This is a genomic window from Mycobacterium sp. E1386, assembly GCF_001672745.1.
Lineage (GTDB): Bacteria > Actinomycetota > Actinomycetes > Mycobacteriales > Mycobacteriaceae > Mycobacterium.
The window spans coordinates 1-12,288 of sequence record NZ_LZKH01000138.1 but is presented as its reverse complement, the minus strand read 5'-3'; the positions used below and the strand labels follow the sequence as shown (position 1 = coordinate 12,288).

General features: G+C 66.7%; 10 protein-coding genes. 5 read left to right on the top strand and 5 right to left on the bottom strand.

Annotation, left to right across the window (positions count from 1 at the left end):
* Positions 1–17 precede the first annotated feature (17 nt).
* Both A5709_RS28455 and A5709_RS14435 read right to left on the bottom strand, forming a co-directional pair.
* The gene (locus A5709_RS28455; RefSeq protein ID WP_197501123.1) at positions 18–395 is read right to left on the bottom strand and encodes a hypothetical protein; all 378 of its coding nucleotides are present in this window, start codon (positions 393–395) and stop codon (positions 18–20) included.
* Positions 396–459: 64 nt separating this feature from the next.
* Positions 460–2,073, bottom strand: a complete 1,614-nt coding sequence (locus A5709_RS14435) for an adenylate/guanylate cyclase domain-containing protein (protein WP_068120448.1) — start codon at positions 2,071–2,073, stop codon at positions 460–462.
* A gap of 45 nt (positions 2,074–2,118) precedes the next feature.
* On the opposite strand from A5709_RS14435, the gene nucS reads away from it, so the two are divergent.
* Together nucS and A5709_RS27505 are read left to right on the top strand one after the other, a co-directional pair.
* On the top strand, positions 2,119–2,790 hold the full coding sequence (gene nucS, locus A5709_RS14430; RefSeq protein ID WP_067950998.1) for an endonuclease NucS: 672 nt from the start codon (positions 2,119–2,121) through the stop codon (positions 2,788–2,790).
* Positions 2,791–2,809: 19 nt separating this feature from the next.
* Positions 2,810–3,106 (top strand): hypothetical protein, encoded by a 297-nt coding sequence (locus A5709_RS27505; protein ID WP_082953606.1) that lies wholly within the window; start codon positions 2,810–2,812, stop codon positions 3,104–3,106.
* Here A5709_RS27505 and mce read toward each other — a convergent pair whose 3' ends face one another.
* Entirely contained in the window at positions 3,107–3,574 is a 468-nt protein-coding gene (gene mce / locus A5709_RS14425; RefSeq protein ID WP_082953605.1) for a methylmalonyl-CoA epimerase, read from the bottom strand.
* A 78-nt stretch (positions 3,575–3,652) separates the two neighbouring features.
* On the opposite strand from mce, the gene A5709_RS14420 reads away from it, so the two are divergent.
* Both A5709_RS14420 and A5709_RS14415 read left to right on the top strand, forming a co-directional pair.
* Positions 3,653–4,846: an acetyl-CoA C-acetyltransferase gene (locus tag A5709_RS14420; RefSeq protein ID WP_067950994.1), complete on the top strand. Its 1,194-nt coding sequence runs from the start codon at positions 3,653–3,655 to the stop codon at positions 4,844–4,846.
* A gap of 174 nt (positions 4,847–5,020) precedes the next feature.
* Complete coding sequence (locus A5709_RS14415; protein WP_068012675.1) at positions 5,021–5,944, top strand: tetratricopeptide repeat protein; 924 nt, start codon at positions 5,021–5,023, stop codon at positions 5,942–5,944.
* 4 nt (positions 5,945–5,948) lie between these two features.
* Here A5709_RS14415 and glgB read toward each other — a convergent pair whose 3' ends face one another.
* Together glgB and A5709_RS14405 are read right to left on the bottom strand one after the other, a co-directional pair.
* Positions 5,949–8,144, bottom strand: coding sequence for a 1,4-alpha-glucan branching protein GlgB (glgB, locus tag A5709_RS14410; protein ID WP_067950991.1), 2,196 nt, complete (start codon positions 8,142–8,144; stop codon positions 5,949–5,951).
* A gap of 1 nt (position 8,145) precedes the next feature.
* The gene (locus A5709_RS14405) at positions 8,146–10,260 is read right to left on the bottom strand and encodes an alpha-1,4-glucan--maltose-1-phosphate maltosyltransferase (RefSeq protein ID WP_231986971.1); all 2,115 of its coding nucleotides are present in this window, start codon (positions 10,258–10,260) and stop codon (positions 8,146–8,148) included.
* Positions 10,261–10,594: 334 nt separating this feature from the next.
* On the opposite strand from A5709_RS14405, the gene glgP reads away from it, so the two are divergent.
* Positions 10,595–12,288, top strand: a 1,694-nt coding sequence (gene glgP, locus A5709_RS14400) for an alpha-glucan family phosphorylase (protein WP_156768045.1), incomplete at its 3' end; no start/stop codon positions are given.

The following is a 12,288-nucleotide window of genomic DNA, read 5'->3' as shown; positions in this document are numbered from 1 at the left end:
TTGCGCCCGGCAGGCGGTTACGGGGCGGGAGGGGTCCCGACGCAAACACCGCCGGCGCAGGCGCCCGCGCCCCCGGGTCCAGCGGAAGCCCCGGCGCCCGGCACACCCGCGCTCGCCCCTCCTGGCCCGGCGCCGGCGCCGGAACCACCCGGTCCGGCGGTCGTGGCGCCACCGGGTCCGGTCTCGGGGCCGCCGCCCGGTCCGGCGGGAGTCGTCGCCGCCGGCGCCGTCGTGGTGACGCTCGCGGGCGTGGTGACGGTGGTGGTAACGGTCGAGGTCGTCGGGTTCTTGTTGTTGTTGTTCGAGCTACATCCGGCGGTGAACGAACTCAGCGCGATTGCCGCGGCGATGCCCGCCGCGACGGCAACACGGCGGACAGTTCCACTTCCGGTCATGTCAACACCAATCTCTAGAGGGGCGATGTCCATAAACCCCTTACCCACTCGGGTCCGAAATCAATCACTGCGCCGGGTCGGTGGGCATGGCGAGCCGCGTGGGGTTCTCGTGTCCACGGAGGGTCACGGTCTCGCCCAAAGACCAACGGGCGCGCTCCTTCTCACCGACCCCTTCCAGCGCGTCGGCCGCCGCGAGCAGTAGGCCCGGGTACGACTTGGCGAGTTCGCACAGCCGGGCCGCCTCATTGACCGGTCCGCCGATCACGGTGTATTCGAAGCGTTCCCTGGCGCCGACGTTCCCGGCCACGACTTGGCCGGCCGCCACGCCGATACCGGCCCGGCACTCAGAGATTTCGTCGTTCAGCCGCTCGGCGATGGCACGCGCGGCGGCCAGCGCTTGCTCTTCGGGGCAGTCCAAATGATTGGGGGCCCCGAACACGGCCAGCGTGGCATCGCCCTCAAACTTGTTGACCAGCCCGCAGTGTCGGTCCACTTCCTCCACGACTATTCCGAAGAATTGGTTGAGCAACTGGACGATCTCCGACGCGGGCCGGCTCGTCACCAGCTTGGTCGACCCGACGATGTCGATGAATACCACCGCCACGTGCCGTTCTTCGCCGCCCAGCTTCGGTCGCTCGCGTTCGGCGGCCAGGGCCACCTCTCGCCCAACGTGCCGGCCGAACAGGTCGCGAACGCGTTCGCGCTCGCGCAGCCCGTCCACCATCGCGTTGAATCCGCGTTGTAGTTCACCGAGTTCGGTCCCGTCGAACACGACGAGGTCGCCCCGCAGATCACCGCGCTCGACACGCCTCAGCGCCGCGCGGACCACGCGCACGGGAGTTGCGGTGAGCCAGGCCAGGATCCACATCAAGAGGCAACCGAAGATGAGCGTGGCGATCGACACGATCAGCACGCCGACGGCGAATTGCGTTTCGGTCAGATTGCGCATCAGGGCTTGGAAGCCGGCCAGGAAGCCAATACCGAGAACGGGCAGGCCCGAGCCGAGGAACCAGACCACCATGGTCCGGCCCATGATCCCCGAGGCGAATCGCCGCGGCGGTGGCCCTGCTTCGAGCGCTTGGGCCGCCGCCGGGCGCAGCGCGAACTCGGCGAGCAGATAACTGCCGGTCGCCACCAAGATTCCGCAGATGCCCACCGCGATGAGGAAGCGCGGGATGAATAGCGTGTTGACCAGTCCGTAAAGCGTCGTCAGGACCGTCGCCCCGACGCCCCACAGGACGAGATCGAAGCGGGCGATGCGCCATGGGGCCAGAAAAGTGTTTCGCTCGTCCTCCCGGTTCGGCGTGCGCTCCTCGATCGCCCAGCGCAGCGATACGACGGTCCTGCGGGTGATCCAATAGGTGCCCACCGCCAGTGCCAGCGCGATATATGCCGGTGATGCCGCGAAGGTGATCCACCACGGCGCGTCGAACACGCTGGGCTGCGGAATGGCGATGGTCACCAGGAGCAGCGCGACGGCGATGCCGATCAGATTGGCGCCCAAGACCAACACCGTCAGGATGACCTGGATGCGAATGCGGCGACGTCGCTGGCTTTCCGAAACGCGTCCCAGCAGCAGCGAGCCGTACGCCGGGGTCTCTGGGAGCCGCCCGCTCTGCCGGGTGACCGTCTCGAGCACCCGGCCGATGCGTTTTGCCAAGCTCTGGTTGGCCGACATGGTGGCGTCAGCCTAATTTGTCGGCCACGCTCTAAGGTGAGTCGGGTGCGTCTAGTGATCGCCCAGTGCACTGTGGACTATGTCGGCCGGCTCACCGCGCATCTTCCGTCGGCCCGCAGGTTGTTGCTGTTCAAGGCCGACGGATCGGTCAGCGTGCACGCCGACGATCGCGCCTACAAGCCGCTGAATTGGATGAGTCCACCTTGCTGGCTCACCGAGGAGCCCGGTGATCAGGTGCCAGTGTGGGTCGTCCAGAACAAGGCCGGGGAACAGCTGCGCATCACCGTCGAGGAGGTCGAGCACGATTCCAGCCACGACCTCGGGGTGGACCCCGGCCTGGTCAAGGACGGCGTCGAAGCCCACTTGCAGGCGTTGCTCGCCGAGCACGTGCAACTGCTCGGCGAGGGCTACACGCTGGTGCGTCGCGAATACATGACCGCCATCGGGCCCGTCGACCTGCTCTGCCGTGACGAGCAAGGCGGTTCCGTCGCGGTGGAAATCAAGCGACGCGGCGAGATCGACGGCGTTGAGCAGCTCACCCGCTACCTCGAGTTGCTCAATCGCGACAGCGTGCTCGCGCCGGTGAAGGGGGTGTTCGCCGCACAGCAGATCAAGCCGCAAGCGCGCACGCTGGCCACCGACCGCGGGATCCGTTGCATCACACTGGATTACGACAAGATGCGAGGAATGGACAGCGACGAATACCGGCTGTTCTGAACCCCGTTAGGCTGGTGACATGGCTAGACGCCGCACACCGCCACGTCGGCAGCGGGCGTCACTGCCTCCCCTGGTGCCGCGCCGCTTGGAGATCGGGCCCGACGGCCACGAGTACGAAGTCCGGCCCGTCGCGGCGGACCGTGCGGTCAAGACCTACCGCTGTCCCGGTTGTGATCACGAAATACGCGCCGGTACCGCACATCTCGTGGTGTGGCCGACCGATTCGACACTCGGGGGAGCTGACGATCGGCGGCATTGGCACACCCCGTGCTGGAGCCACCGCGCCACGCGGGGCCCGACCCGGAAGTGGTCGTGATCAGGCGGCCGGTTCGACCAGCTCGATGAGAACGCCGCCGGCGTCCTTGGGGTGGATGAAGTTGATCCGCGAGTTTGCCGTGCCGCGGCGCGGCGCGTCGTAGATCAACCGGATGCCCTGGGAGCGCAGATGCTCGATCACGCTGTCGAGGTCGCCCACGCGAACCGCCATCTGCTGAATGCCCGGCCCGCGCTTGTCGAGGAACTTCGCGATGGTCGAGGAGTCGTCGAACGGGGCCATCAGCTGGATCTGCGCGGTACCGGCCGGTGCGCCGCGCACGGCCAGCATGGCCTCGCGGATTCCCTGCTCCTCGTTGACTTCCTCGTGCACCACGTTCATGCCGAGGTGGTCGTGATACCAGGCGATTGCCGCGTCCAGGTCGGCGACTGCGATGCCGACGTGATCGATCGCCGTCACCAGGCCGGTGGCCAGGATCTGACGGGCGTCAACTTGATCGGTCGTCATCACATAAAGGTAACCTGGCGGCAAAGATTGCGCTTCTCCGGGAGGCCGAATCGGCCGTCCACGGACCCCTAGGAGGTTTTCATGACGACGTCGGTGATCGTTGCTGGAGCGCGCACGCCGATCGGCAAATTGATGGGTTCGCTGAAGGATTTTTCGGCCAGCGACCTGGGTGCCATCGCGATCGCCGGCGCGCTGGAGAAGGCTTTCCCGAATGTTCAAGTGCCGGGTCGCCTGGTCGAGTACGTGATCATGGGGCAGGTGCTGACGGCCGGGGCCGGCCAGATGCCCGCGCGCCAGGCGGCCGTTGCGGCCGGCATCGGCTGGGACGTTCCGGCGCTGACCATCAACAAGATGTGCCTGTCCGGCATCGACGCCATCGCGCTCGCTGACCAGCTCATTCGTGCCGGCGAGTTCGACGTGGTGGTGGCCGGGGGCCAGGAGTCGATGACCAAGGCGCCTCATTTGCTGATGGACAGCCGGGCGGGTTACAAGTATGGCGACGTCACGGTCCTCGACCACATGGCCTACGACGGTCTGCACGACGTGTTCACCGACCAGCCGATGGGCGCGCTCACCGAGCAGCGCAACGACGTGGACCAATTCACCCGCCAGGAGCAGGACGAGTTCGCTGCGCGGTCGCATCAGAAGGCGGCCGCGGCGTGGAAGGACGGCGTCTTCGCCGACGAAGTCGTGCCGGTCAACATCCCACAGCGCAAGGGTGATTCGCTGCAGTTCACCGAGGACGAGGGGATCCGCGCCAACACCACCGCCGAGTCGCTGGCCGGGCTCAAGCCGGCCTTCCGTCGCGATGGCACCATCACCGCCGGTTCGGCGTCGCAGATTTCCGACGGGGCGGCCGCCGTGGTGGTGATGAACAAGGCCAAGGCAGAAGAGCTCGGCCTGACCTGGCTGGTCGAAATCGGCGCCCACGGTGTGGTGGCCGGGCCGGACTCCACTCTGCAGTCGCAGCCCGCCAACGCGATCAAGAAAGCCCTCAGCCGCGAGGGCATCTCCGTCGACCAGCTCGACGTCGTGGAAATCAACGAGGCGTTCTCGGCGGTCGCGCTGGCATCGACCCGCGAACTCGGGTTGGATCCCGAGATCGTCAACGTCAACGGCGGTGCGATCGCCGTCGGGCATCCCATCGGCATGTCGGGCGCTCGGATCACGCTGCATGCGGCGCTGGAATTGGCCCGCCGCGGCTCCGGCTACGCCGTCGCCGCCCTGTGCGGCGCGGGTGGCCAGGGCGACGCGCTGATTCTGCGGGCAAAGTAGCTCGCCCGGGGGCGCTCGCGCCCACGCGCGAGGTTGCTGGCTCCTGACGTGCGGGAATTTTTGTGATCTTGGTCATATGCCCGGTCGGGGCCCGTCCATGCGCCCTCTGGACTGGCCCGGACGTCCTCGCCACCGGGTGGATAGGTCACCGATGCGCATGACAAACTTGACGACGTGACGCGTCCGCGACCCTCGATAGGCCCGGCGATGGCCGGTGCGGTCGACTTATCCGGCCTCAAGCAGCGGGCCCAGCAACAGCCGCCGGCCGGCGCGACGGGCGCCGGTGCAACGCCGGCCGCTGAGGCCGGTCCTGGCGTCACCGCGATCACCGAAGCCAATTTCGAAACCGAAGTCCTGCTCCGGTCCGAGGAAGTGCCGGTCGTGGTGCTGCTGTGGTCGCCACGCAGCGACGCATGTGTCCAGCTCGTCGACATCCTGTCCGGCCTGGCCGCCGAGGACAACGGCAAGTGGTCCCTGGCCACGGTCAACGTCGACGTGGCGCCAAGGGTGGCCCAGATATTCGGTGTCGACGCGGTGCCGACCGTCGTGGCTCTGGCCGCCGGGCAGCCGCTGTCCAGCTTCCAAGGGATGCAGCCGCCCGAGCAGTTGCGGGGCTGGGTGGACTCGCTTCTCTCTGCGACGGCCGGAAAGCTCAAGGGCCCAGGCGGTTCCGCGGACCCCGACGAGGTCGACCCCGAGCTGGCCGCCGCCCGTGAACAGCTCGAGGCGGGTGATTTCGAGGTGGCGAGAGCCTCGTATCAAGCGATCTTGGATGCCAATCCGGGCAGCGTCGAAGCCAAGGGCGCGATCCGGCAGATCGACTTCCTCAAGCGCGCCACCACCCACTCGCCGGATGCCCTCGCGGCCGCCGACGCGGCACCGAGCGACATCGATGCGGCCTTCGCCGCCGCCGACGTGCAAATCCTCAATCAGGATGTGAGCGCGGCCTTCGATCGCCTGATCGCTTTGGTGCGCAGCACATCTGGGGACGACCGGACCAAGGTGCGCACCCGATTGATCGAGCTTTTCGAGCTTTTCGATCCTGCCGACCCCGAGGTCGTCGCCGGACGGCGCAACCTCGCCAACGCGCTCTACTGACGGCCTACTCGGGCTCGAGCCACAAGGCCGAATTGGGCGGAAGCACCAGCACCGCCGATGCGGGTCGCCCGTGCCACGGGTCCTCGGTGGCATCGACACCACCCATGTTGCCGATGCCGGTCCCGTTGTAGTCGGTGGCGTCGGTGTTGAGCACCTCGCGCCAACGGCCGGCGGACGGCAGGCCGAGCCGGTATCCGCTGTGCTCGTTGCCGGCGAAATTGAAGACGCAGGCCATCACGGAGCCGTCGCTGCCGTACCGCAGGAAGCTCAACACGTTGTTGGCCGAGTCGTTGGCGTCGATCCAGGAGTAGCCGTCGGGGACGGTGTCCTGGCTCCACAGCGCGGGGTGGTTGCGGTAGATGTCGTTGATGTCGCGCACCAGACGCAGCACGCCGTTCGAGAAGCCTTGTTCGTCGAGCTGCCACCAATCCAGGCCGCGTTCCTCCGACCACTCGGCGCGCTGGCCGAATTCCTGGCCCATGAACAGCAATTGCTTGCCGGGGTGCGCCCACTGGTAGGCGAGCAGGCTGCGCAGCCCGGCCGCCTTGACGTGGTTGTTGCCCGGCATGCGGCCCCACAGCGTGCCTTTGCCGTGCACGACCTCGTCGTGGCTGATCGGCAGCACGTAGTTCTCGCTGAATGCGTAGAGCATCGAGAACGTCATCTCGTGGTGGTGGTAGTTGCGGTAAATCGGGTCGCGGCTGATGTAGTCGAGCGTGTCGTGCATCCAGCCCATATTCCACTTCATCGAGAAGCCAAGGCCGCCAAGGTTGGTCGGGCGCGTGACACCGGGCCACGACGTCGACTCCTCGGCGATGGTGACGATGCCGGGGGCCGACTTGTGCACCGTGGCGTTCATCTCCTGCAGGAATTGCACGGCCTCCAGGTTTTCCCGCCCACCGTAGATGTTCGGCGTCCAGCCGCCCTCGGGGCGCGAGTAGTCCAAATACAGCATGGAGGCAACGGCGTCGACCCGTAACCCGTCGACGTGGTACTCCTCGAGCCAATACAGCGCGTTGGCCACCAGGAAGTTACGCACCTCGGCGCGCCCGAAATCGAAAACGTAAGTGCCCCAGTCTAGTTGCTCGCCACGCTTAGGATCGGCATGTTCATAAAGCGGGGTGCCGTCAAACCGTCCCAACGCCCATGCATCTTTCGGGAAATGCGCCGGCACCCAATCAACGATGACGCCGATGCCGGCGTTGTGCAGCGCGTCGACCAACGCCCGGAATTCGTCGGGTGTGCCGAACCGCGATGTCGGCGCGTAGTACGACGTCACCTGGTAACCCCATGACCCGGCGAACGGGTGCTCGGCGACCGGGAGCAACTCGACGTGGGTGAACCCATGCTCGACCACATAATTGGTCAGCTCCTCGGCCAGTTGCCGGTAACCGAGTCCGGGCCGCCACGAGCCGAGGTGGACCTCATAGGTGCTCATCGGCTCGAACACCGGGTTGAGCTGAGCGCGCCGCTCCATCCACTCGGCGTCCTGCCATGTGTATTCGCTGCGCGTCACGCGAGACGCGGTGTGCGGCGGCACTTCGGTGGCGAACGCCATAGGATCGGCGCGGTCGGTCACGACGCCGTCGGCGCCATGCACGCGAAACTTGTACAGGCCGTTGGCGGGAAAGTCGGGCCAGAACAGCTCCCACACGCCCGAGGAGCCCAGCGACCGCATGGGTGCATCGTTGCCCGTCCAGCCGTTGAACTCGCCGATCAGGCTGACGCCCTTGGCGTTGGGCGCCCACACCGCGAACGACACGCCGTTGACGACGCCGTCGGCCGTGGTGAACGAACGAGGGTGCGCGCCAAGGACTTCCCAGAGTCGCTCGTGACGGCCCTCGCCGAACAGGAAGAGGTCCACCTCGCCCAGAGTGGGCAGAAATCGGTACGCGTCGGCGACGGTGTATGGCTCGGAACCCTCGTATTTCACCTGCAGCCGGTAGTCGATCAGGTTGGTGAAGGGCAGCGCCACGGCGAACAGGCCGGACTCGATGTGCTCCAACGGGAAACGGTCGTCTCCGACGAGCGCCACGACCTCGACCGCATGCGGGCGGAACGCCCGGATGACGGTGTGGTCGGTGTACTCGTGGGCGCCCAGGATCCCGTGCGGGTTGTGATGCGTGCCGGCCAGCAGGCGCGACAAGTCGGCGGGGTCGGGCGCCAGGTGCGTCCTGGCGAGTTGGTCTGCTTGGCTCATGTCACAATCCCTCCGGTCCTTTTGGTGGCCTGCGGAGCAGCGTCATTCGGGACTCCTGCGGGATGAGTGGCATGTTGATGACATGCGCGACCGCTCGCGCAGGGTCGATGCGAACGTAGTTTGCTTGCCCCCATTGGAATTCCTGGCCGGTGATTTCGTCGCGCACCCAGAAACGCTCATAGGGCTCCATACCCAAAGCCGCCATATCCAAAAACAGCGTGGCTTCCTCGGGCCCGAACGCGTTGAGCGTGACGACCACCAGCACACAGTCGCCGGTCGCCGGGTCGAATTTGCTGTAGGCCAGTAGCGCATCGTTGTCGATGGCGTGGAAATGGATGGTACGCAACTGCTGCAGCGCGGGGTGTAACCGGCGAATGGAGTTGAGCCGGGTGATGAACGGCTCGAGCGACCGCCCTTCGGCCAGCGCGCCCGCGAAATCACGAGGCCGCAGTTCGTATTTCTCGGAGTTCAGATACTCCTCGCTGCCTTCCCGCACCGCGCGGTGCTCGAAGAGCTCGTACCCCGAATACACGCCCCAGGCCGGACCCATGGTCGCCGCCAGCACCGCCCGGATCGCGAACATGCCGGGGCCGTTGTGCTGCAGGATGGCGTGCAGGATGTCGGGGGTGTTCACGAACAGGTTGGGGCGCCGAAAGTCCGCAGCGGCGGCGATGGCGTCGCCGAACTCGGTGAGTTCCTGCTTGGCCGTGCGCCAGGTGAAGTAGCTGTAGGACTGCGTGAACCCGAGCTTCGCCAATCCGTACTGGCGGGCCGGCGGCGTGAAGGCCTCCGAGAGGAACAGCACATCGGGGTCGATGCTCTTCGCCTGGGCGATCAGCCATGCCCAGAAGTTCGGCGGCTTGGTGTGCGGGTTGTCAACCCGAAAGAACTTGACGCCGTGGTCCATCCAGTGCCGGACGACGCGCAGCACCTCGTCGTAGAGGCCCGCCGGGTCGTTGTCGAAGTTGAGCGGATAGATGTCTTGATATTTCTTCGGCGGGTTCTCCGCATAGGCGATGGTGCCGTCGGGCAGCTCGGTGAACCATTCACGGTGATCGCGGGCCCACGGGTGGTCCGGGGCGCACTGCAACGCCAGGTCCAGCGAGACCTCCATGCCCAACTCGCGCGCCGCGGCGACGAAGGCGTCGAAGTCTTCGATGGTGCCCAGGTCCGGGTGGACGGCGTCGTGGCCACCCTCGTCGCTGCCGATTGCCCACGGAGAACCAACATCGCCGGGAGCGGCGGTGGGAGAGTTGTTGCGGCCCTTGCGGTGCACCTTGCCGATCGGGTGGATCGGCGGTAGGTACACCACGTCGAATCCCATTGCCGCGATGCGTGGAAGCTCGGCGGCCGCCGTGGCGAACGTGCCGTGGACGGGCTTGCCCTCGGCGTCCCACCCCCCGGTCGAGCGGGGGAACATCTCGTACCAGGAGCCGAAGCGGGCGAGCGGCCGGTCCACCCAGACCCCGTACTGCTCGCCCCGGGTGACCAGATCGCGCAACGGATACTCGGCCAGGATCTCGTCGATTTCCGGCCCCAGGGCCAAGGCGGTGCGGGTGATCGGATCCCCGGGGCTCCGCAACGCCGTGGCGGCCGCCATCAGTGGTTCGCGCCTCGCGCGCGGCACGCCCGTGGCGGCGCGCTCGAGCAGCGCTGCCCCGACCAAGAGGTCATTGGACAGTTCCGTCTCGCCCTGGCCGGCCTCGAGCTTGGCTACCAGGCCATGCCGCCAGGAGTGGATCGGGTCCCCCCAGCCATCGACTCTGAATGTCCACAGGCCCACCCGGTCGGGCGTGAATTGCCCGTGGAAGACGTACGGCTCGAGGCCCAACGTCATCGGCAGCAGCAGCGGCTTGATCCGTTGCTGATCTCCCGCACCGTCGACTTCCGTCGCGATCTTTACCGGGGCCTGGACCGCTTTGATTCGGCGGGTTTCGCTGACCTGCGGATAACGCGGTCCGAGGTACCGCACGACCAGGGTCGCGGCGACAGCCTCGTGGCCCTCACGCCATACCGCCGCGCTGACCGGGACGGTCTCGCCGACCACGGCCTTGGCGGGATACGCGCCGCAGGAGACGACGGGTTGTACGTTATCGATCTCGACACGACCAGGCACAACACTCCGTTCCGATTTGCCGGCTCCTCCTCGGTCCGCGTTCGCGGACCGCATCGTCGCCGACTGGTTCCGATTTGCCGGCTCCTCCTCGGTCCGCTTCGGACCTCGCCGACTGGTTCCGATTGTCTGCGGCCAGACCGCGGTGCGCTCCGTCGCGGAATGCCTCTCGTCTGGCGAAACTTCCTGTCGTGGGGAACTTCCTCTGCGGGGAAGCACCGTTGCGGCCCCAATAACTAACCGATACCCAGCCTAGTGTCCGGTCACACCCTCGGCGGGAAAAGCGGTCTCCACCGACGCCGTGCATGGGGCGAAATCCTCAGTAAGGTAAGGACGCGTGAAAGCCCTCCGCCGCTTTACCGTCCGCGCTCACCTCCCCGAACGGCTGGCCGCGCTGGATCAGCTGTCGACCAACTTGCGATGGTCATGGGACAAGCCGACCCAGGACTTGTTCGCGACCATCGACGTCGGCCTGTGGGAGCGCTGCGGCTCTGATCCGGTGGCGTTGCTGGGCGCGGTGAATCCGGCACGACTCGACGAGCTGGCCCTCGACGAAGCATTCCTGGGCCGACTCGATCAGTTGGCAGCCGACCTCAACGACTACCTGAGCCGTCCGCTGTGGTACCAGCAGCAGCAAGCCGAAGGCGTGGCGATGCCGACGGCCATCGCCTACTTCTCGATGGAGTTCGGCGTCGCCGAGGTGCTGCCCAATTACTCGGGCGGCCTGGGCATCCTCGCCGGGGACCACCTCAAGTCGGCCTCGGATCTGGGGGTGCCCCTGGTGGCCGTGGGCCTGTACTACCGGTCCGGCTATTTCCGCCAGTCGCTGACCGCCGACGGCTGGCAAAACGAGACTTACCCGTCGCTGGACCCGCAGGGCCTGCCGTTGCGGCTACTCACCGATGCCGCCGGCGATCCCGTCCTGGTCGAGCTGACGCTTCCCGACTCCGCGCAGCTGCACGCGCGGATCTGGGTTGCTCAGGTGGGCCGGGTGCCGCTGCTCCTGCTCGATTCCGACGTCCCGGAGAACGAGCACGAGCTGCGCGGCATTACCGACCGGCTGTACGGCGGTGACCAGGAACACCGGATGCGCCAAGAGCTGCTGGCCGGCATCGGCGGCGTGCGGGCGATCCGCGCGTTCACCGCCATCGAAGGCCTGCCCGCGCCCGAGGTGTTCCACATGAATGAGGGGCACGCGGGATTCCTCGGAGCCGAACGCATCCGCGAGTTGATGACCGATGCCGGCTTGGACTTCGACACCGCGCTCGCCGTCGTGCGATCCAGCACCGTGTTCACCACTCACACTCCGGTGCCCGCGGGTATCGACCGGTTCCCGATCGACATGGTGCGGCTCTACTTCGACGGCCAGATCGAGGACGATCCCGGCAAGAAGAAAGCCGGCGGCAAGGGCGCGCCCGCGCTGTTGCCAGGCGTACCGACGGCCCGGATTCTCGCGCTCGGCGCCGAGGACGACCCGACCAAATTCAACATGGCGCACATGGGTCTGCGGCTGGCGCAGCGGGCCAACGGCGTCTCGTTGCTGCACGGTGAGGTGAGTCGGGCCATGTTCAACGAGCTGTGGTCCGGGTTCGACGCGGACGAAGTGCCGATCGGGTCGATCACCAACGGGGTTCACGCGCGCACCTGGGCGGCGCCGCAATGGTTGCAGTTAGGGCGTGAGTTGGCCGGGTCGGATTCGTTCGGCGATCCCGGCGTCTGGCTTCGGCTGAACCAGGTTGACGCGGGCCATCTTTGGTGGATCCGCTCGCAATTGCGGTCGCTGCTGGTCGAGGACGTCCGGCAGCGGCTGCGGAAATCCTGGCTGGAACGCGGCGCATCGGACGCCGAATTGGGCTGGATAGCAACGGCATTCGAGCCGAACGTGCTTACCATTGGGTTCGCCCGGCGGGTGCCCACGTACAAGCGGCTGACGCTGATGCTGCGCGACCCGGAGCGGCTCGAACGCCTGCTGCTCGATGAGGACAGGCCGATTCAGCTGATCGTCGCCGGAAAGTCGCACCCGGCCGACGA

Coding starts and splice junctions, on each gene's coding strand:
- A5709_RS27505 (WP_082953606.1), top strand. CDS start 2,810: ATGGCTAGACGCCGCACACCGCCACGTCGGCAGCGGGCGTCACTGCCT.
- A5709_RS14420 (WP_067950994.1), top strand. CDS start 3,653: ATGACGACGTCGGTGATCGTTGCTGGAGCGCGCACGCCGATCGGCAAA.
- A5709_RS28455 (WP_197501123.1), bottom strand. CDS start 395: ATGACCGGAAGTGGAACTGTCCGCCGTGTTGCCGTCGCGGCGGGCATC.
- A5709_RS14435 (WP_068120448.1), bottom strand. CDS start 2,073: ATGTCGGCCAACCAGAGCTTGGCAAAACGCATCGGCCGGGTGCTCGAG.
- glgB (WP_067950991.1), bottom strand. CDS start 8,144: ATGAGCCAAGCAGACCAACTCGCCAGGACGCACCTGGCGCCCGACCCC.